This window comes from Geobacillus sp. LYN3, assembly GCF_003064505.1.
GTDB classification, from domain to species: Bacteria; Bacillota; Bacilli; order Bacillales; family Anoxybacillaceae; genus Parageobacillus_B; species Parageobacillus_B toebii.
This window is the reverse complement of record NZ_QCWL01000001.1, coordinates 20,455-40,901: the sequence shown is the minus strand read 5'-3', so window position 1 is coordinate 40,901 and position 20,447 is coordinate 20,455. Positions and strand designations below refer to the sequence as shown.

Below are 20,447 nucleotides of genomic sequence, written 5' to 3'. Positions count from 1 at the left end.
AGGAGGGTGAAACCGCATGGCGAAAAAAGCGCCAGAAATCGGCGAATATAAGTATGGTTTCGTCGATAAAGACGTATCGGTATTCCGCGCAAAACGCGGGTTGACACGGGAAGTGGTCGAAGAAATTTCCCGCATGAAAAATGAGCCGCAATGGATGCTTGAATTCCGTTTAAAAGCGTTAGATATTTTCTACAGCAAACCAATGCCACAATGGGGTGGCGATTTATCGAGTTTAGATTTTGATGAAATTACGTACTACGTAAAACCGACGGAAAAATCGGGCCGTTCTTGGGATGAAGTACCGGCAGAAATTAAAGCGACATTTGATAAGCTCGGAATTCCTGAGGCGGAACAAAAATATTTAGCAGGAGTATCGGCACAGTACGAATCAGAAGTTGTTTACCATAATATGAAAGAAGATTTGGAGAAACTTGGTGTTATCTTTAAAGATACGGACTCTGCGTTGAAAGAAAACGAAGACCTTTTCCGTGAGTATTTTGCAAAAGTTGTGCCGCCTACGGACAATAAATTTGCTGCGTTAAACTCAGCGGTGTGGTCGGGCGGTTCGTTCATCTATGTGCCAAAAGGCGTGAAAGTAGAAACGCCGTTGCAGGCATATTTCCGCATTAACTCGGAAAACATGGGACAATTTGAACGCACGTTAATTATTGTTGATGAAGGGGCACACGTTCATTACGTAGAAGGATGTACCGCGCCAATTTATACAACCGCTTCGCTTCATAGTGCCGTTGTTGAAATTATCGTCAAAAAAGATGCGTACTGCCGTTATACGACCATTCAAAACTGGTCGAACAACGTGTTTAACCTTGTAACGAAACGCGCGGTTTGTGAAGAAAACGCAACGATGGAATGGATCGACGGAAACATTGGTTCCAAATTAACGATGAAATATCCAGCAGTTGTTTTAAAAGGAGAAGGTGCACGCGGCTTGACATTATCGATTGCGCTTGCCGGAAAAGGACAGCATCAAGACGCTGGTGCAAAAATGATTCACCTTGCACCAAACACATCATCGACCATCGTATCGAAGTCGATTTCTAAACAAGGCGGAAAAGTGACTTATCGCGGTATCGTTCACTTTGGCCGCAAAGCGTCAGGATCGCGTTCGAATATTGAATGCGATACGCTCATTATGGATAACCAATCTTCATCCGACACGATCCCGTATAATGAAATTTTAAATGACAACATTTCGCTCGAGCATGAAGCGAAAGTGTCAAAAGTATCCGAGGAGCAATTGTTCTATCTGATGAGCCGCGGCATCTCTGAACAAGAAGCGACAGAAATGATTGTCATGGGCTTTATCGAGCCATTTACAAGAGAGCTTCCAATGGAATATGCGGTGGAAATGAACCGGCTTATCAAATTCGAGATGGAAGGCTCGATCGGTTGATCGTTTTTTAAAAACCATCCATTTGCCTATGGTGAATGGATGGTTTTCACATTTTTATGTATTTCTCTACTTTTTGCTATACGTATTCTCCATTGTTCTCAAATTTTTTACAGTTGTGATATGATGAAGTTAGGTGATTGGTGTATGATTTATATCGGATTAACAGGTTGGGGAGATCACGATAGCTTATATCCTCCTGGTCTTGCAGCGAAAGATAAGCTGCAAGAATACGCCGCACATTTTCCCACTGTAGAAGTGGATTCGTATTTTTATGCGATTCAGCCGCGCCAAAATGTCGAGAAATGGATTCATGAAACACCGAATTCGTTCCGCTTTGTCGTGAAAGCGTACCAAGGAATGACGGGACATGAGCGGGGCCCGATTCCGTATTCGAGCAAGGAAGAGATGTTTGCTGCTTTTTTAGACTCGATTGAGCCGTTTATCCAGTCAGGAAAGCTAGCGATGGTGTTGTTTCAATTTCCGCCATGGTTTGATTGCCGCCGTGAGCATGTAATGTATTTGCGTTGGTGCAAGGCGCAAATGAAAGAAGTTCCGGTAGCGCTTGAGTTTCGCCATCGTTCATGGTTTTCCCCCCGCTTTTATGCGAAAACATTACAGTTTATGACAGAAGAAGGATGGATTCATAGCATTTGCGATGAGCCGCAAGCTGGGGAAGGTTCCATTCCGACCGTGTTATATCCTACAAATGCAGAAAAAACGCTCATTCGTTTGCATGGGCGTAATGTATATGGGTGGAATAAAGCGACAAGCGGAGAAAATTGGCGGGCCGTAAGATATTTATATCGGTATCGGGAAGACGAATTGCGCGAATGGGTGGCGCATATTGAAACATTAAAAACGAAGACAAAGGATATTTACGTATTGTTTAACAACAATTCCGGCGGGGATGCTGCGGATAATGCGAAGCAATTGATCCGTTTGCTTGGCATTGAATATACGGATTTAGCGCCACGCCAGCTTGATTTATTTTAGTTATTGGAGATGAGAATATGGAGTATGTGCTGCTAGTCATTGTCGGCTTTTTAGCGGGAACGATCGGAAGTTTAGTCGGTTTAGGCGGCGGAGTGATCATCGTGCCATCTTTGCTGTTTTTAGGCGCTACACATTGGTTGCCGCATGTCACCCCGCAAGCGGCTGTCGGCACTTCGCTCGTCGTCATTATTTTTAACGGACTATCATCAACATTATCCTATATGAAAGAAAAAATGGTTGATTATCAAAGCGGCCTTTTATTTTTTATCGGAAGCGGCCCTGGAGCGATCATTGGCGCGTGGATGAATAATAAGTTGAGCCTTGAGCATTTTTCTTTCTATTTTGGGCTTTTTTTAATCGCTGTATCGTTTTTTTTATCTTTCAGCAAAAATGCTTCAGTACGTTCACAACGAAAAACATTTAAAATTACCCGCACTTACACAACGAATGAAGGGGAAACGGTGACATATGGATACAACCCGATCGTAGCTATTGTCATCTCTTTCATCGTTGGTTTTTTTGGGGGGATTTTTGGTATTGGCGGCGGTTCATTAATGGTGCCGGCGATGATGATTTTATTTTTCTTTCCGCCTCATGTTGCGGTAGCGACTTCGATGTTTATGATCTTTTTGTCGTCACTTGTCAGCTCGCTTACACATATTTTTATGGGGAATGTACAATGGCTATTTGCGCTTGCTCTAATTCCGGGTGTTTGGTTTGGAGCGAAAACAGGTGCTTTCATTAATAAACGGCTTCGCAGTAAAACAGTGGTCATCTTCTTGCGCCTAGTGCTTGTTCTTTTAGGAATCCGTCTTATTTACGAAAGCTTTTCATAAAGGGGGAGGCTCGTTGAAACGGACAGTATATGTATACCATACGAACGATGTGCATAGCCATTTTGAATATTGGCCGAAAATTTCCTATTTTTTATGTGAACAAAGACAAAAGCATGAAAAAAACAATGAAACGATGTTGTTGTTTGATATTGGGGATTTTATTGATCGCTTTCATCCGATTACGGAAGCAACAAGGGGAAAAGCAAATGTTGATTTATTAAATGAACTTCATTATGATGCGGTAACGATTGGCAATAATGAAGGAATTACTCTTGACCATAAGGAACTAGACACATTATACGAAAACGCCCGCTTTCCAGTCATTGTCGCCAATTTATTTAAGAAAGACGGGACACGTCCTTCTTGGGCGCATCCGTACTATATTATTCCTATTTCTGATACGTTTCGTGTTGGCGTGATTGGACTAACGGCTTATTTCGCTAAATCTTACGAGTTATTAGGATGGAAAGTGACGCCGCCTCTTGAGATGTTGGAAAACATTGCGGCAGAAGTGAAAAAACAAGCGGATCTTGTCATTTTATTATCGCATTTGGGAATCAACGAGGACGAAAAAATTGCTCAGACGATACCAGAAATTGATATTATCCTCGGAGGGCATACCCATCATTTATTTCCAGAGGGAAAAAGGATTAATCAAACATTATTGTGTGGAGCCGGGAAATATGGAAAGTTTATTGGAGTAGTGAAGTTAGAAATCGGGGAAAGTGATCATACATATAAAGCATTAGCTACCGTTGTGGATGTAAAAAGTCTGCCGGATTTGGAGAAAACGAAGCGCACCTTATCGTTATTAGAACAGCAAAGTTTAGCAAAATTGGAAGCGGAACAAGTTGCAGAGCTGAAAGAAGACTTGCCGTTACAATGGTTTTCTCCATCTCCGTTTGCCAAGCTGCTTGCTTCAGCACTAAAAGAATGGTGTGAAGCAGAAATTGGTATGGTAAATGCAGGCGTCCTGTTAGAGCCGCTTTACAAAGGAGTAGTAACAAAAAAAGATTTACACCGTATTTGTCCGCATCCGATCAACCCGTGTAAAGTGCAGCTTCGGGGCGCAGAATTAAAGGAAATTATTTTACAAGCAAATACAGAAAGAATGAAATACTTAGAATTTAAAGGATTTGGTTTTCGCGGCAAGGTGATGGGGCAAATGGTATATGATGGAATCGAACTGGAAACAGAAACGAGTAAAGATGGATCCGAACATATTCGCCACATTATGATTAACGGCAAGCCATTAAATCCAGATCAACTATATGATGTGGCGACGATTGATATGTTTGCGATCGGACATTTTTATCCGCAAATCCGACGAGCTCCGAAAAAAGAATATTACATGCCGGAATTTTTACGGGATGTTTTGGCATGGAAATTAGCAAACCAAAAATAAGCACATTTCCTTCCCTATTTCATACATTAAAGTAGGGAAAGGAGTGTGGCTTTATCATGATCAACGTAACTCCTATTACGATCGATCATTATCCATTTATTGCTATTTCCGTTCAATTACCGAAGACGAATTTGCTTGCCGTAGCAAGTGAAAAAGGGTACATTATGTGCGGCGCGCTCGATGTGGCGCTATTGAATGAGAAGCTGCGCGACCGCGGAATTGTCGCTGGAAGGGCGGTCGGGGTCCGCACGATTGAACAACTGCTTGAAGCGCCTTTAGAATCGGTGACAGTAGCTGCTGAAGAGCTGGGAATTACGGTCGGTATGAAAGGAAAAGATGCTTTGTTGAAGATGCGGTAAAAAATTATATAACAATTTGCGTTATCTCCCTCCTTTCAAGCATACATATAGCTTGTAAAGGAGGGATTTTATTTTGCCTAGATTTCCCGCACGCTTTCCGAGAAGAGGCCCGCTTCCCTTTCGATATGTATTTTTATTGACATTTGTTTTCTTTATGTTTTCCACAGCTCTCAGTCTTTGGATTGTGAATAAAAGGATCGAACCAGTTTTAATGGAAATTGCTGAAAAGGAAACGAAACGAATTGCCAATTTAGTCATTAATAATGCAATTGAACAACAGTTTTTAAAAGACAATCCGGAAATGAGTGATTTAATTACAGTACAGAAAGATGAAAATGGTAAAATTGCTTCGGTGGATTTTAATGCAGTCATTGTAAATCGAATTTTAGCAAATACGGACGACTATGTAATGCAAAGTTTAAAAGCGGCAACGGAAGGAAAGATTGAAGAACTCGAACTTCCTGACGCCAAACCGGAAAAAAGGAAAAATAGCGGAATTATTTATTATATTCCAATTGGCCAAGTCACCAATAATTCACTCCTTGGCAATCTCGGGCCGCATGTTCCTGTCCAATTTCAAATTATTGGTAATGTATTATCGGATGTAACAAAAGAAATTAAGCCGTTTGGGATTAATAACGTGTTAATTGAAGTGGATATTCACGTTTCCGTAGATATTCAAGTAGTAATCCCGTTTTCAGCAAAAGCTGCAACCGTCTCAACAAAAATTCCGATTGCGATGCATGTGATTCAAGGAGAGGTTCCACAATTTTATAATAATGGCGGCAATGTCAACCCATCTTTTAAAGTGCCTTCTCATTAGCTTAACGTTTTTCGGTCGCCTGCCGGGTCGGTGAAGATTTTTTATATGTTCGCCGGCTCGGGTTACGGCGTAATAAGCATGTCATATCATGGGCGTCACTTATTTTATGTAAAGAAGAAAAAAGTTTTGTAATATAGGACAAGTTGCCATTGTTTTTTCCTACATGGAAATAACAAACATAGAAGTCTAATATTGCTTTGACTTCTCGACTAATAGGAAGTATACTATACTTATAAAAGACGGATAAATCAGAAAATAAAAAATTATATTATTTTACAAAAAATGGGGGGCTGTAAATGGAGAATCGACAGCAATGGGGAACGCGCGCAGGGTTTATTTTAGCAGCAGCTGGCTCTGCGATCGGGCTCGGAAACATTTGGCGTTTCCCTGGGGTCGCTTATGAAAATGGCGGCGGAGCATTCTTTTTCCCGTATTTATTCGCTTTGCTTACTGCAGGGATTCCGTTGTTAGTGATGGAATTTGCCATCGGTCATAAATACCGCGGTTCTGCGCCCCTATCGCTTTCCCGCATTCATAAAAACGCGGAGTGGATTGGCTGGTGGCAAGTGCTTATTTCGTTTGTTATTTCTACGTATTATTCCGTTGTTATTGCATGGGCATTATCTTATACGGTATTTTCCTTTAATTTAAAGTGGGGAGAAGATACAGAAAGTTTTCTTTTTAAAAATTATTTGCATTTAGCGGATAAACCGGGTCAATTAGGAGGAATTTCGCTTAATGTACTTATTCCGCTGGTGATTGTCTGGATTGTTACGTTAGGTGTGCTCTATAAAGGCGTTAAAAAAGGAATTGAATTAGCAAACAAAATTTTCTTGCCAACGCTTGTTGTTCTTTTCCTTATCATTGTTATTCGCGCGGTTACGCTTGATGGGGCATTAGAAGGATTAAACGTGTTCTTTAAACCGGATTGGGACCAAATTATGAGCGGAAAAGTTTGGATTGCCGCGTATGGACAAATTTTCTTTAGCTTATCCATTGCTTTTGCTATTATGGTCACGTATGCCAGTTATCTTCCACAAAAATCAGATTTAACAAATAACGCGTTTATTACGGGATTTGCAAACTCTGGATTTGAATTGTTGGCTGGAATTGGAGTATTTAGTGCTCTTGGCTTTTTAGCGCAACAACAAGGGGTAACGGTGGATAAAGTGGTAAGCAGCGGTGTCGGATTAGCATTTGTAGTGTTTCCGAAAATTATTAACGAGTTTCCGACGCTTAATGCCTTTTTCGGTGTTCTCTTTTTCTTATCGTTAACGCTTGCGGGACTAACATCTCTCATTTCGATTTGCGAAACGTATATTGCCGGGATTCAGGAAAAGTTTGGTGTTTCCCGTACGAAATCGGTATTGTTTGGAGGAGGCGTTGCGGCGTTATTATCTCTTTTCTTTGCGTCGCATGGCGGTTTATATTTGTTAGATGTCGTTGATTACTTTATTAACAACTTTGGCATTGCGTTGGCGGGACTTGTTGAGGTTGTTGTAATTGCTTGGGTTGTGCGCGAGCTTAATAACTTGCAAGAGCATGCGAACAGCGTTTCCGATATTATGCTCGGTGCCTGGTGGAAAGTTTGCTTAAGCGTCATCACGCCGCTTGTGTTAGGATATATGATGGTGGATAACATTCGGACAAATATTAAAGAAAATTACTCAGGATACGAAACTTGGTTTGTTACGTCGTTCGGCTGGGTTGTCGCGCTTGCTGTCATTGCAATCGGAATCTTGCTTTCATTCAAGCAATGGCACGGTTCTACTGTCAGAGAAACGCACCAGACGGAAAGCAAGGGGGTTTAAGATAGATGGAAACAAGTGCGGTTGTCATGATGGTTGTTGGTATCGTCGTCATTTGGGGAGGTTTAGCGGCAAGCATTATTCATGCGGTAAGAAAAGCAAGACAAAACGGATAGTGGTATGTAGAGGAAAAGGAGGTCGGTGTTTCATTCCGACCTCCTTATTTTTTCTTTTGTTTTTCCGCACGTTCCCACGCCTTCAGGTGAGGATATGGATCGAAAGACCATTCCGTATATCCGTTATCTTTGTACATTCCATAATGAAGATGCGGTGGAAATTTTCCAGCCGTCCCTGGCGGGCCGTAGCCCGAACTGCCGACCGAGCCGATAATGGTTCCTGGTTCCACGATTTGTCCTTCACGTAAGTTAGGGGAAAATCCATTTAAATGAGCAAAATAGTGATAAGTGTTATTAATATCACGAATACCTACACGCCATCCTCCATAGTTATTCCATCCTTTTAATTCCACGATTCCATAGCAAGTCGATCGTACAGGGACACCGTAGCTTGCAAAAATATCCGTACCTTCATGAATGCGGCGTCCTCCCCAACCTCTTTTGTCACCCCATGTATCCCGATAGCTGTAATTTGCATGAAGCGGAAGCGGGAATACATGATCATCTAACTTTAACGTCTGATACTTTTTGTAAATTTTTACTTTGCCTAAAATTAAATCAACCGTTTTGCTTCGCTGATAATAGTCCCAAAGGGCCATTTTTATATGTTTATGATCGATTCCATACGATTGAAGAAAGCGTGCCATAGCAAAAATAACATCTTCATCATCTGTCGGATCGGCGACACCGTCTCCGTTTCCATCCATACCAAAACCGCCAAATTGCGAAATCGTAAACGGATTGGTATCATGAGGGTTTTTATTTAAAGGCCCCGCCCAAATTTCCGGTTTGATATAGATGCCAAGTACGCCGGTAGGTTTAGGCAAATCACGGCGCACTTGACGGACGTTCCGTTCATATTGATCAATCGCCGCAAAATAATACCAAGGGATCAGCGAGGCTGCTTCTGCTTTTTTGTATAACTCCATTCGTTTCTGATAAATCTCTTCTTCATCGAATTTTTCTTGGCCAAATATGATTTTTGGTGTCGTGAATATAATTATCATCATTACAATGCCAAATATAAATCGGTACACATACTTCTACCCCTTTCCATTCATCTCCTTTATTTAGTTTGAGGAGATTCGCTTATTTCATAAATGTTAAAATGCGGAAAGTGAGGTGTGACTAATTTCTTTGTGTTTATTTGCTTTTTTTTTTATAATGAAAAATATAAATAAAACTATTGGAGTGAGAACAATGGCAACAAATGAAGAGCACCTTCGCAAACCGGAATGGTTAAAAATAAAGCTGAATACAAATGAAAATTATACTGGCTTAAAGAAATTGATGCGTGAAAACCGGTTACATACCGTATGCGAAGAAGCAAAATGCCCAAACATTCATGAATGTTGGGCGGTACGAAGAACGGCAACATTTATGATCTTAGGGAACGTATGTACTCGTGCGTGCCGCTTTTGCGCGGTAAAAACAGGATTACCGACGGAACTAGATTGGCAAGAGCCGGAACGTGTTGCCGAATCGGTTCGCCTTATGAACTTAAAACACGTTGTTGTCACTGCTGTCGCTCGCGATGACCTGAAAGATGGAGGAGCGGCTGTATTTGCGGAAACGGTCCGTGCCATCCGTCGCAAAAATCCATTTACGACGATTGAAGTGCTTCCTTCCGATATGGGTGGAGTATATGAGAACTTAAAAACATTAATGGATGCACGTCCAGATATTTTAAACCATAATATTGAAACGGTTCGCCGATTAACGCCAAGAGTGCGCGCACGCGCGACATATGAGCGCTCGCTTGAATTTTTGCGCCGCGCGAAAGAATTGCAGCCGGACATTCCAACCAAGTCGAGTATTATGGTCGGCCTTGGGGAAACAAAAGAAGAAATTATTGAGGCAATGGATGATTTGCGCGCCAATCATGTGGATATTTTAACGATCGGCCAATATTTACAGCCAACGAAAAAGCATTTGAAAGTAGTGAAATATTACCATCCAGACGAATTTAGAGAATTAAAAGAAATCGCATTAAGCAAAGGATTTACTCATTGCGAAGCTGGTCCGCTCGTTCGCTCTTCTTATCATGCAGACGAACAAGTAAATGCGGCTTCGGCAGCACGGCAGATGAAAGCGTAAAACGTGTGTAAAAAACGGTCTTGCCTTCATCGAGATGAAGACAGACCGTTTTTCTGTTCTCAGGTTATCGGTTCATTTTTGCAGGCTTTGGCGTACCATCATGGAAATCACGATCGAGACGGTCGTTTGTTTCGTTAATCATTTCCCCATTTTCGTTTTCCCCGTCACTTAGTTTGCGGCCTTGCGGATATTTCAGCATTCTTTGAATCGTTGCATCGATAATTTGATCGATATTTCGGCTGTTGGAATCTAAACGTCCAAAGCGCTCGATATCTTTCATGAGGCTTGGATCATCAGCCACATAGACATGATAATAGCGCGGAACGACAGAAAGAGCTGTCTTTTTTACTTGGTCTGCTGTTTCCTGACGATTTTTTGTATCTGTATCATAAACGATCAATACTTCTTCGTCTGTTACTAATGTGGCGACATCCTTAACGTTCGGCAGTTGTGTACAAAGCTTGCTGATTAAATCAGCCGCGCGCTCGCGATTGAACGTTGGCATATTGTTATATAAGTTTGCATCACCGCGAACAGGGCTTTGTTGATGGCGGACATAGCCAAAATTGTTCATTCGTGCATCGTTGCCGTTTGGCACTCCTCTTTCATTATATAAATCGTTGCGATCGGTGACGTTCATCGTATTACCGCTTCGTTTATATACATCGGTATTGTTATCTTGTCCCATTTGCGCACAGCCTGCTAATGTTACAGCTGTACCTAATGTGACCGTAAGCAATGTTTTTCTCATTGCAAACACCCCCTTCACCTTCAGGATGTTCCTCTTTATGAACTTTGATAACAGTAATTGATTGGGAACGTTTCATCGTTTATGATGAAAGTGGAAAGGCAAGGTGAAAAGGATGATATGCATTAACAATATATGTTATGAATTAGTGGAAAACGTGAAAAATGCGTTTAATGAAGAGGCGTTTCGTGCGCGATATGCAGATATTTTAAGTAAGTATGACTATATTGTGGGAGACTGGGGATACAACCAACTTCGTTTGCGCGGATTTTTTGATGATCATAACCAAAAAGCAACATATGATACGAAAATTAGCACATTATCAGAGTATTTGTATGAATATTGCAATTTTGGTTGTGCGTATTTTGTGCTTCGTAAGGTAAAACGATAAAACAAAACGCGGCTATCCTTTTTATGAGGATAGCCGCAACTATTATGCTTGACCGTATGGGAATTGTTCATTTTCCCGCGGGTCATCGTGCGGCGGATGCGCGCCAGGGTCTTGTCTTGGAATGTCTTGGTGGAATGATTTGTATTCGTAGTTAAAAGCACTATACTGAACCTCCCGATGGCTAAAGCCACGGGGTTCTTGTGTACTATAGAGCTTCTTCCATACCTTCGCATGGATACTGACTCTAATTCCACAAGACTTTCATGGGCAAACACCTCACTGGTGCTTATCGCCCTGTGCGCCCGATTCAAGACGTTGGATTTTTCTTCTCTATAAGAGTAGTATACCATCTTTGACTACGTCAAAGCAATCGGTTCATCCCATGTCTAAAGACGGGCTACACCCTGCATGGGCTTTCTCCGATTGTACTTGTAACGCTGTCCCTTTTTCCACGGGGTGCTTTTGTTTTGCACTGGTTCGTCTGCGCGGCGCGGAGAACCGTACGGTCCTTCTGGAAATTCTTCGGCCGTTAAAAAATTTTTCTGTTTTTCCACGGTGGAAAAATCGCTATACTTTTCCTTCTCCTGCATTTGTTTCACCTTCCTCAGGATGGGGATTATTTATAATGTCCCCTAATGAGAAGGCAGCTATGAAATGCATTCATATAAAAATGATCGTAAATCGTTGGCATCTTCTTCACTCAAGCGGTAAGCATGTTCCAAATATCCCGGTTCTTCTAAATCGTCTTGTCCAATAATTGCAAAACGGTTGCTTTGCAAATCAAGGACTAAATATTTTCCGTAAAAACGATCTGTTTGGATAATGGCTAAATCAAATCGTTGCCGTTCTCCTAAAAAACTGACAAAACGCGTTTTCGTATTGACCGTATCGTCATATAAGTAAAAACGCTCGTTCATAAACTCCGCCCTCCAGTAAGAAATGTGCGTACTTCCATCATAACAAACGATATGTGAAATGTCTCGTATTCGTATAATTATGGTACAATAAAAAAAACAAATACTAGGAGGAATAATGATGTACTTTGTAGATCGCAATAAAATCGAAGAAACATTACGTTATATGGAAAAGCTGTTACATATTTATAAACAAAAGCCATCGTGGGATGATGAATTGTCTCAACTTGTTCTTGAGCGTATTGTTCATTTAGTGATTGAAGCAATTTTAGATGTCGGAAATGCGATGATCGATGGTTTTATTATGAGAGACCCAGGCAGTTACGAAGATATTATCGATATTTTAACGGATGAACGGGTTATAACAGCGGATGATGCAAAAGGATTAAAAGCGATCATTGGCTATCGGAAAATGCTTGTTCATCATTATACGAATGTCGACCACGCAAAATTGCTTGAGGAAGTGCAAAAACATTTTCCAGCTCTGCAAGCATATCCATCCGCTATTCGCACGTATTTAGAAAACGAGCTTGGTCCCGTGTCCGCGTTCCGCAATTGATGGATCGTTTAGCAAACACGTCTCCAATGTTAACTTGTACCAAGGAGACTTCCACTCCATTTATCGGGTAGAAATACATATCCTCCTTCTGCGTGGAGACTTCTTTGTAAAGCCCCCCTCGCTTCTAAATGGAATACAGTCGGGAGGGTATTGGGGCGTGTTTGCTTTTTGACATTTTTCATTTCTTTTTATAAGTTTGTTACGTGATGATCAATAAAGAGGTGAAGATGTTGAAAAAGTATAAAGGATATTTGATCGATTTAGACGGAACAATGTATCGAGGAACAGAATGTATCGCGGAAGCTCGTGATTTTGTAAAAGAGCTGTATCGAAAAGGCATTCCGTATTTATTTGTCACGAATAACTCCTCGCGCACACCGGCACAAGTGGCGGAGAAATTGCAGTCATTCGGCGTTCCAGCAACAGAAGAACATGTGTTTACAACAAGCCAAGCGACAGCAAACTATATTTTTGAAAAAAAACCGGATGCTTCTGTTTATGTGATTGGCGAAGAAGGAATTCGCACAGCTCTTGAAGAAAAAGGATTTACTTTTGCGAAAGAAGACGCTGAATTTGTCGTGATGGGAATTGACAGAAGCATTACATATGAAAAACTTGCCATCGCTTGTTTAGCCGTTCGCAATGGCGCAACGTTTATTTCGACAAATGCCGATATTGCGATTCCGACAGAACGAGGATTGTTGCCGGGAAACGGTTCTCTCACGGCTGTTGTTGCTGTGTCGACCCAAGTGCAGCCTATTTTTATTGGAAAACCGGAAAAAATTATTATGGAACAAGCGCTAAAAGTGTTGGGAGTGCCGAGAGAGGAAACATTAATGATCGGCGATTACTACGATACCGATATTATGGCGGGAATGAATGCGGGAATGGACACGCTTCTTGTCCATACGGGAGTAACGACAAAAGAACTGTTGCAACGATATGAAAAGCAGCCAACATATACGGCGGATTCACTAAAAGAATGGATGGATCGCATTTAAAAAACGCCGCTCTTCGCTAGAGCGGCGTTTTTTCTTTTCGCTAAAGCGCCGCTTACTCCACATTCGCCGCTCGATGGGCTAAGCGGCTTGAGGCAGCGGCAGCAATAGCGCCGACAATATCGTCTAAAAACGTATTGCACTTTCCTGTTGATTTATCATTTAAGTATTTCAAAATGCCTGGCTTTTGTTTATCAATATATCCATAATTGGTGAAACCGATGGAGCCGTATACGTTTACGATCGAAAGCGCTAAAATCTCGTCCACTCCATATAAACCTTCGTCACGCTGAATAATAGACTGCAACGGCTCATCTAATTTGCCTTCTTCTGCTAATTTATCAAGCTGGATGCCAGTGAGTATCGCGTTTTGTACTTCACGCTTGGCAATCACGCGGTTCACATTTTCAATACATTCTTCTAATTTCAAATTTGGATGGTATTTCGATTGTAAATAATATACAAGTTCAGCGATGTCTTTGATTGTAACCCCGCGTTCTTCCAGCCATTGGCGGGCGGTTTGTTCAAGATTGTTCATAATTGGTTCTTTCATGGGCGTCACCTGTTTCTTTAAGGAGTTATTTTTTATTATATATGTTTATCATGGCATAAATGTGCCGTTTCTGTAAACTTTGATGCTTGCAAATATGGGAAAAAACAGATTTTTTTGCAAATGAATTCATATATTGCTTTTATAAGGAGGGAGAGAAGTGATGCAAGAATTTATTCGTCATGAATACGAAATTTCGGCAGAAAGAATGGGGAAAATTGGACGATATTATACATTTCTATACAAAAATCAATATTATACCGTTATTCCTGTACATGGGCGTACGGAAGCGGAAATAAAGGAATTGCAGAAAATGAGCCATTATTTGATATCGAAAGGAGATGTCACTGTCGCATCGTTTGTTCCAACCAAGTCAGGAGAGCTGGTTGCTTACAACGCCAGACAGCCCATTGTTATGGTTCGTACGTCCATTCCGCCATATGCAAGAAATATCTCGATTGGTCGGGAATTAGCGAAATTTCATCAGCGTGGCCGCACTTGTCCTATTTCGATTATTCATTGTCGGCGGATAGGCCAATGGAAAGAATTTTGGGGAACACGCCTTGATCAGATGGAGCAATTTTGGAGAAGAAAAATAGAGATGGGAATTACTACTATGTTTGATCGTCTTTTTATTGAATCATTTCCATATTATCTTGGCTTGGCGGAAAATGCGATTCAATATGTAGCGGATACGGAGTTAGATGAGGAGCCTGTCGGTATTGACTATGCAACTTTTTGCCATGAACGGTTGCCGGATGCAAAGTGGATAGAGGGAAAGGAGCATAAGTTAGCGACGGATTGGGTATATGATCATTGTGCAAGAGATTTGGCGGAGTGGGTTCGGCAAATATACACAAAAAGACAAAATGCTTCTGTGGAAAGAATCCGGCAATTTTTTCGAGACTATGAACAGGTCACCCCGTTATCGGCATTTGCCTGGCGCTTAATTTATGCACGGCTTCTTTTCCCGCTTCATTATTTTGAATGTGTGGAAGGGTATTATATATCAGAAGGAGAGAGAGAAAAACAAGCATATGAACAAACGTTACGTCATATTGTCAACCATTCCCGAGAGCATGAACAATTTCTCGCGTCATTTGTGGATATTGTCGGACTATCGAACCGCCAGCTTCATCTTCCGAAAATTGATTGGTTTTCTCACGTATCATAATAGCGGTGATCACGGAATCATCGTTTTTTTTTATGATAATGGCGCAATTATGATAAGATAGAAAAAAATACATAAAAGAAGGTGGGCGTTATGGGTCGACCATATGTGTTTATTACAAGAAAGCTTCCCGATGATATTATCGCTCCGATCAAAGATATCGCCGAAGTAGCGATGTGGCCGCATGACGATATACCAGTTTCTCGCGATGTGTTAATCAATGAGGCGAAAAAAGCAGATGCGTTATTAACAATGGTATCGGATGTCATCGATCAAGAGGTATTAAAAGCGGGAAAATCGTTAAAAGTCGTTGCAAACATGGGGGTCGGATTTGACAATATCGATGTCCCGGCCGCGACAAAATATGGAATTGCTGTTTGCAATACTCCTGATGTACTAACAGATACTACCGCTGACTTAACGTTTGCCTTGTTGTTGGCAACCGCCCGCCGTATAGTGGAGGCAGCGCAATTTATCAAAGAAGGAAAATGGAAAAGCTGGAGTCCATTTTTATTAGCTGGTGTGGATGTCCATCACAAAACGATCGGTATTGTCGGCATGGGGAAAATCGGGCAGGCTGTTGCAAAACGGGCAGCCGGTTTTGATATGAATATTTTGTACCACAATCGTTCCCGCAACATAGAAGCAGAAAAGCAGCTTGGCGCGACATATTGCTCGTTTCAAGAGTTATTGGCAACCGCTGATTTTGTTGTTTGCTTAACGCCGTTAACCAATGAGACACGTCATATGTTTAACAGGGAAGCATTTCGCAAAATGAAACAATCCGCGATATTTATCAATGCGTCAAGAGGGGCGGTCGTTGATGAACAAGCTTTATATGATGCGCTTGTAAGCGGAGAAATTGCCGGAGCAGGATTAGATGTATTTGAACATGAACCGATTGACGCTTCCCATCCGTTATTGACATTAAAAAACGTTGTTGCATTGCCGCACATTGGAAGTGCAACGGGAGAAACACGTACAAAGATGATGGAATTAGCTAGCCGAAATATTATTGCCGTGTTGCAAGGAAAACAGCCTGAAACGCTTGTAAACAAAGAGTGGAATTCACGATAAAGCGGTCCTATGAAGCAGGGCTGCCTATTTTTTGTAAAAAATTATCCGAATTTACTTGATATTAAACGTTTTCAATATTTATTATAAAAATTAGTCATTTTAGTCATTGTAAAACAAAGCAATATCTTTTATAATGTCTACTATAGAAAAACAAATGTTTATTCAGGAGATACAGAAAGGCGGGGGAATATGGAAAAGCCAATCTTAGTTGGTTTATTAGGATTAGGTACTGTTGGGAGCGGTGTTGTAAAAATTATTGAAAATCATCAAGAACGGCTGATGCATCAAGTAGGTTGTCCGGTGCAAATCAAAAAAATTCTTGTAAGAGATATATATAAAAAACGGGACGTGCGCGTGGAACCATCGTTGTTGACAACAAATGTTACAGACGTCATTGATGATCCAGAAATCGATGTCATTATCGAAGTAATGGGGGGAATCGAGGAAACTCGTCAATATTTGCTTCGCGCATTGCGGCAAGGCAAGCATGTGGTGACGGCAAATAAAGATTTAATGGCATTGTATGGGTCAGAGTTGTTGGCAGTGGCAGTGGAAAATCACTGTGATTTATTTTATGAAGCAAGTGTTGCTGGAGGAATTCCGATTTTGCGCAGCCTTGTTGATGGTCTTGCTTCGGACCGCATTACGAAAATGATGGGGATTGTAAATGGAACAACAAACTATATTTTAACAAAAATGTGTAAATACGGTGCATCCTATGAAGAAGTATTGGCAGAAGCACAAGCGCTTGGATATGCGGAAGCAGATCCAACCGCGGATGTAGAAGGATTAGACGCAGCAAGAAAAATGGCTATTTTAGCCCGTCTCGGATTTTCCATGAACATTGATTTAGATGATGTTCAAGTAAAAGGAATAACATCGATTACGGAAGAAGACCTTAACTACAGCAAACGTCTCGGTTACACGATGAAATTAATCGGCATTGCTAAGCGTGATGGAAACAAAGTAGAAGTAAGCGTCCAGCCGACATTGCTTCCTGATTCCCATCCGCTTGCGTCCGTTAATGATGAATACAACGCGGTATATGTGTATGGCGAAGCAGTCGGCGAGACGATGTTTTATGGGCCTGGAGCGGGAAGTTTGCCAACAGCGACTGCTGTTGTTTCTGATTTAGTGGCCGTCATGAAAAATATGAGATTGGGAGTAAACGGATGCAATGCCGTTGCGCCGCAGTACGAAAAGCAGCTAAAATCCGCATCAGAAATTTTTTCGAAATACTTTTTGCGTATTCATGTGAAAGATCAAGTTGGTGCGTTTGCGAAAATTACGGCACTATTTTCTGAACGCGGTGTTAGCTTCGAAAAAATTTTACAATTGCCTTTAAAAGAAGATGGGCTTGCGGAAATCGTAATCGTTACTCATCGTGCGTCACAAAAAGATTACGAGGACATTTTACAGCAATTGCGTGATTTAGAAATTGTTCATGAGGTAAAGAGCTCGTATCGCGTTGAAGGAGAGGGAAAATAATGACATGGAAAGGGCTGTTGCAGGCGTACGGTGAATTTTTGCCAATCAATGAAAATACCCCGATGCTTTCTTTAAACGAAGGAAATACACCGCTTATTCCGCTGCCACGGCTATCGGAAAAGCTTGATGTGGAATTGTACGTAAAAGTGGAAGGCGCAAATCCGACGGGATCGTTTAAAGACCGTGGCATGGTGATGGCGGTCGCAAAGGCGAAAGAAGCGGGCAGCCATACGATTATTTGCGCTTCGACAGGCAATACGTCCGCTTCTGCTGCGGCTTACGCGGCAAGAGCAGGGTTGCGCTGTATTGTCGTGATTCCGAATGGCAAAATTGCAATGGGAAAACTAGCCCAGGCAGTTATGTACGGAGCAGAAATTTTTGCGATTGAGGGAAACTTTGATGAAGCGTTAAAAATGGTGCGCCGCCTTAGCGATATCGCCCCGATTACCCTTGTCAACTCGGTAAATCCATATCGTATCGAGGGGCAGAAAACAGCAGCATTCGAGGTTTGCGACCAGCTTGGCAAAGCGCCGGATGTGCTTGCGATTCCGGTCGGCAATGCCGGGAATATTACCGCTTATTGGAAGGGATTTAAAGAGTATCATGCGGCGAAACAAACTGGTCTTCCGCAAATGCGCGGATTCGAGGCGGAGGGAGCGGCGGCGATTGTCCGCAATCAAGTGATTGAGCATCCGGAAACGATCGCGACAGCGATTCGTATTGGCAATCCGGCAAGCTGGGAAAAAGCGGTGCAAGCGGCAACGGAATCAAATGGAAAAATCGATGAAGTATCGGATGCGGAAATTTTAGAAGCGTATAAACTGCTTGCGCGGGAGGAAGGAATTTTTGCTGAACCTGCTTCTTGCGCATCCATTGCGGGAGTGATCAAGCAACGGAAGCGGAATGAAATTAGAAAGGGAAGCACCGTTGTGGCGGTGTTGACAGGAAATGGGCTGAAAGATCCGGCAATTGCGATGGAAACAGCGGAAATTAAACCAACCGTACTTCCGAATGATGAGGCGATTGTGTTTGAGCATATTCAAGGAGTTGTCCATCAATGAAAGAAGATGGGATGTTAAAAATCGTCGTCCCAGCAAGCACGGCGAATTTAGGACCTGGTTTTGATTCGATTGGTCTCGCAGTATCCCGTTATTTGACGTTAGAAGTCAGGTTGGCAGATGAATGGAAATTTATTCCCCGATCTCCTGAAGTGGAAGCAATTCCGCCGGGAACAGACAATTTAATTTATCAAGTGGCGGCGCAAGTCGCTCAAACATACGGGCGTACGTTGCCGAGCTGTGCGGTCGATGTATATAGTGATATTCCATTTACGCGCGGCTTAGGAAGCAGTGCAGCAGCAGTGGTAGCGGGAATTGAGCTGGTCAATGAGCTTGCAGGTCTGTCGCTGACTTTAGAGCAAAAAATGAGGTTGGCCAGCTGTTATGAAGGGCATCCGGATAATGTCGGCGCTTCTTTATATGGAGGGCTTGTCATTGGCAGTCATCGCCAAGAAGAGACAAATATCGTTCATGTCCCAAACGTGCAATTCGATTTAGTCGCTGTCATCCCTTCGTATGAGCTAGAAACAAAAAAAGCCCGCAGCGTTTTGCCACAGCTGCTGGCGCGCCAAGAGGCCGTCGAGGCAAGTGCGGTCAGCAACGTATTAGTCGCGGCGTTATTAACGAAAAATTGGGAACTTGCCGGAAAAATGATGGCAGCTGATTTATTTCATCAGCCTTATCGTAAAGAACTTGTCCCGCAGCTATCGCTTGTAGAGACGTTGGCTGCGCGATACGGAGCGTTTGGGGTGGCATTAAGCGGGGCGGGTCCTACCGTTCTTGCTTTTGCCGAACCTGGAAAAGGAGAAAGCTTAAAAGAAAAATTGCTTCCGCACTTTCCAGATTGTGCGGTAGAATCCCTGAAGGTGGCACAAAAAGGCAGTCAAGTATATAAGCTGGCGCTTGAAAAATAACAGCGGTTTCCATTGGGAAACCGCTGTTATTTTTGGCATGAACCTCGTGATTAGAATACTTGTTCTACTTCGACAACGCCTGGTACTTCCTCTAAGAGTGCGCGTTCAATTCCGGCTTTTAATGTAATCGTTGAGCTTGGGCAGCTTCCGCATGCACCGAGCAAGCGTAATTTGACAACACCGTCTTCAACGTCGATTAATTCGCAGTCCCCGCCGTCACGAAGCAAAAACGGGCGCAGTTTATCCAAAACTTCTTGCACTTGTTCTTTGATTTCTTGATCCGTCATTTTTATCGACTCCTTTCTTTAAGTTTATTATAATCATGATAAAGAAAAAAATCTAATAATAAATTTTGTTTTTATGATATGAAAGGTGGAAATATATGACGCTGAAGCAAGTAGAAATATGCGTATATGGTGCCGATGTGATTTGTCCATCTTGTGTGCAATTGCCATCTTCCAAAGAAACATATGAATGGCTAGAAGCAGCTATTAAACGGAAATATCCAGACCAGCCGTTTTCCATTACGTATATTGATATTTTTAACCCACCAGAAGATGATGAGGAGAAAAAGGCGTTTGCCAAAAAAGTGATCGAAGAAGATTTATTTTACCCTGTTATTGTGATTGAGGGTGCCATTGTCGGAGAAGGAAACCCAAAGCTAAAGGCGATTTATGCAGAAATGGAGAAGTATGGTTATCGATGATAAAAAGGGGGATCTTGGAACG

22 protein-coding genes and 2 pseudogenes are annotated in these 20,447 nt (G+C 42.0%); 18 read left to right on the top strand and 6 right to left on the bottom strand.

Translation table 11 applies throughout. The features are described from left to right. Positions 1-16 precede the first annotated feature (16 nt). The 8 genes from sufB (at position 17) to DCC82_RS00200 (ending at position 7,754) form a co-directional block, all read left to right on the top strand. Positions 17-1,414 carry a Fe-S cluster assembly protein SufB gene (gene sufB / locus DCC82_RS00235; RefSeq protein WP_015864989.1) on the top strand — a complete coding sequence of 466 codons (1,398 nt, stop codon included), beginning with the start codon at positions 17-19 and terminating at the stop codon, positions 1,412-1,414. 144 nt (positions 1,415-1,558) lie between these two features. Further along, positions 1,559-2,407, top strand: coding sequence for a DUF72 domain-containing protein (locus tag DCC82_RS00230; protein ID WP_062755811.1), 849 nt, complete (start codon positions 1,559-1,561; stop codon positions 2,405-2,407). A gap of 17 nt (positions 2,408-2,424) precedes the next feature. After that, positions 2,425-3,243 carry a sulfite exporter TauE/SafE family protein gene (locus DCC82_RS00225; RefSeq protein WP_062755813.1) on the top strand — a complete coding sequence of 273 codons (819 nt, stop codon included), beginning with the start codon at positions 2,425-2,427 and terminating at the stop codon, positions 3,241-3,243. A 13-nt stretch (positions 3,244-3,256) separates the two neighbouring features. Beyond that, positions 3,257-4,648, top strand: a complete 1,392-nt coding sequence (locus tag DCC82_RS00220) for a bifunctional metallophosphatase/5'-nucleotidase (RefSeq protein ID WP_097353807.1) — start codon at positions 3,257-3,259, stop codon at positions 4,646-4,648. Positions 4,649-4,704: 56 nt separating this feature from the next. Beyond that, a complete protein-coding gene (locus DCC82_RS00215; RefSeq protein WP_015864982.1) occupies positions 4,705-5,007 on the top strand; it encodes a YunC family protein in 303 nt (100 codons plus the stop codon). A 73-nt stretch (positions 5,008-5,080) separates the two neighbouring features. Further along, complete coding sequence (gene yunB, locus DCC82_RS00210; RefSeq protein ID WP_015864981.1) at positions 5,081-5,830, top strand: sporulation protein YunB; 750 nt, start codon at positions 5,081-5,083, stop codon at positions 5,828-5,830. A 296-nt stretch (positions 5,831-6,126) separates the two neighbouring features. Next, positions 6,127-7,641 carry a sodium-dependent transporter gene (locus DCC82_RS00205; RefSeq protein WP_081189137.1) on the top strand — a complete coding sequence of 505 codons (1,515 nt, stop codon included), beginning with the start codon at positions 6,127-6,129 and terminating at the stop codon, positions 7,639-7,641. Between the two features lie 5 nt (positions 7,642-7,646). Beyond that, positions 7,647-7,754, top strand: a complete 108-nt coding sequence (locus DCC82_RS00200) for a methionine/alanine import family NSS transporter small subunit (RefSeq protein WP_015864979.1) — start codon at positions 7,647-7,649, stop codon at positions 7,752-7,754. A 44-nt stretch (positions 7,755-7,798) separates the two neighbouring features. On the opposite strand, the gene DCC82_RS00195 is transcribed toward DCC82_RS00200, so the two are convergent. After that, a complete protein-coding gene (locus tag DCC82_RS00195; RefSeq protein ID WP_223812248.1) occupies positions 7,799-8,761 on the bottom strand; it encodes a M23 family metallopeptidase in 963 nt (320 codons plus the stop codon). A 193-nt stretch (positions 8,762-8,954) separates the two neighbouring features. Between DCC82_RS00195 and lipA the strand changes: the two genes are divergently transcribed. Then, the gene (gene lipA / locus DCC82_RS00190) at positions 8,955-9,851 is read left to right on the top strand and encodes a lipoyl synthase (RefSeq protein ID WP_015864977.1); all 897 of its coding nucleotides are present in this window, start codon (positions 8,955-8,957) and stop codon (positions 9,849-9,851) included. A gap of 64 nt (positions 9,852-9,915) precedes the next feature. On the opposite strand, the gene DCC82_RS00185 is transcribed toward lipA, so the two are convergent. Then, entirely contained in the window at positions 9,916-10,602 is a 687-nt protein-coding gene (locus tag DCC82_RS00185) for a YhcN/YlaJ family sporulation lipoprotein (RefSeq protein ID WP_015864976.1), read from the bottom strand. Between the two features lie 112 nt (positions 10,603-10,714). Here DCC82_RS00185 and DCC82_RS00180 point away from each other — a divergent pair, with 112 nt between their 5' ends. Then, positions 10,715-10,990, top strand: a complete 276-nt coding sequence (locus DCC82_RS00180) for a YutD family protein (protein ID WP_015864975.1) — start codon at positions 10,715-10,717, stop codon at positions 10,988-10,990. A 431-nt stretch (positions 10,991-11,421) separates the two neighbouring features. Here DCC82_RS00180 and DCC82_RS00170 read toward each other — a convergent pair. Both DCC82_RS00170 and DCC82_RS00165 read right to left on the bottom strand, forming a co-directional pair. Next, positions 11,422-11,580, bottom strand: a pseudogene (locus DCC82_RS00170) (cytosolic protein); the annotation flags it as partial. 57 nt (positions 11,581-11,637) lie between these two features. Beyond that, positions 11,638-11,907 carry a DUF3055 domain-containing protein gene (locus DCC82_RS00165; RefSeq protein ID WP_015864974.1) on the bottom strand — a complete coding sequence of 90 codons (270 nt, stop codon included), beginning with the start codon at positions 11,905-11,907 and terminating at the stop codon, positions 11,638-11,640. A 118-nt stretch (positions 11,908-12,025) separates the two neighbouring features. Here DCC82_RS00165 and hepT point away from each other — a divergent pair, with 118 nt between their 5' ends. Both hepT and DCC82_RS00155 read left to right on the top strand, forming a co-directional pair. Beyond that, positions 12,026-12,463 carry a type VII toxin-antitoxin system HepT family RNase toxin gene (gene hepT, locus DCC82_RS00160; protein ID WP_015864973.1) on the top strand — a complete coding sequence of 146 codons (438 nt, stop codon included), beginning with the start codon at positions 12,026-12,028 and terminating at the stop codon, positions 12,461-12,463. Positions 12,464-12,693: 230 nt separating this feature from the next. Next, a complete protein-coding gene (locus DCC82_RS00155) occupies positions 12,694-13,464 on the top strand; it encodes a TIGR01457 family HAD-type hydrolase (protein ID WP_041269973.1) in 771 nt (256 codons plus the stop codon). 52 nt (positions 13,465-13,516) lie between these two features. On the opposite strand, the gene DCC82_RS00150 is transcribed toward DCC82_RS00155, so the two are convergent. Then, on the bottom strand, positions 13,517-14,014 hold the full coding sequence (locus tag DCC82_RS00150; RefSeq protein WP_015864971.1) for a phosphatidylglycerophosphatase A family protein: 498 nt from the start codon (positions 14,012-14,014) through the stop codon (positions 13,517-13,519). Between the two features lie 160 nt (positions 14,015-14,174). Here DCC82_RS00150 and yutH point away from each other — a divergent pair, with 160 nt between their 5' ends. From yutH to thrB, 5 genes are all read left to right on the top strand, one after another. Beyond that, positions 14,175-15,185, top strand: a complete 1,011-nt coding sequence (gene yutH, locus DCC82_RS00145) for a spore coat putative kinase YutH (protein ID WP_015864970.1) — start codon at positions 14,175-14,177, stop codon at positions 15,183-15,185. Positions 15,186-15,275: 90 nt separating this feature from the next. Next, entirely contained in the window at positions 15,276-16,259 is a 984-nt protein-coding gene (locus tag DCC82_RS00140; RefSeq protein WP_015864969.1) for a 2-hydroxyacid dehydrogenase, read from the top strand. 189 nt (positions 16,260-16,448) lie between these two features. After that, the gene (locus tag DCC82_RS00135) at positions 16,449-17,747 is read left to right on the top strand and encodes a homoserine dehydrogenase (RefSeq protein ID WP_062678091.1); all 1,299 of its coding nucleotides are present in this window, start codon (positions 16,449-16,451) and stop codon (positions 17,745-17,747) included. Further along, positions 17,747-18,808, top strand: coding sequence for a threonine synthase (thrC, locus tag DCC82_RS00130; protein ID WP_015864967.1), 1,062 nt, complete (start codon positions 17,747-17,749; stop codon positions 18,806-18,808). The genes DCC82_RS00135 and thrC overlap by 1 nt, the downstream gene beginning before the upstream one ends. Further along, on the top strand, positions 18,805-19,719 hold the full coding sequence (thrB, locus tag DCC82_RS00125) for a homoserine kinase (protein WP_097353806.1): 915 nt from the start codon (positions 18,805-18,807) through the stop codon (positions 19,717-19,719). The genes thrC and thrB overlap by 4 nt, the downstream gene beginning before the upstream one ends. A 50-nt stretch (positions 19,720-19,769) precedes the next feature. Here thrB and DCC82_RS00120 read toward each other — a convergent pair. Further along, positions 19,770-20,071 (bottom strand): annotated as a pseudogene (locus DCC82_RS00120) (NifU family protein); the annotation flags it as partial. A 30-nt stretch (positions 20,072-20,101) separates the two neighbouring features. Between DCC82_RS00120 and DCC82_RS00115 the strand changes: the two are divergent. After that, positions 20,102-20,425, top strand: coding sequence for a YuzD family protein (locus tag DCC82_RS00115; protein WP_015864964.1), 324 nt, complete (start codon positions 20,102-20,104; stop codon positions 20,423-20,425). Positions 20,426-20,447 lie beyond the last annotated feature (22 nt).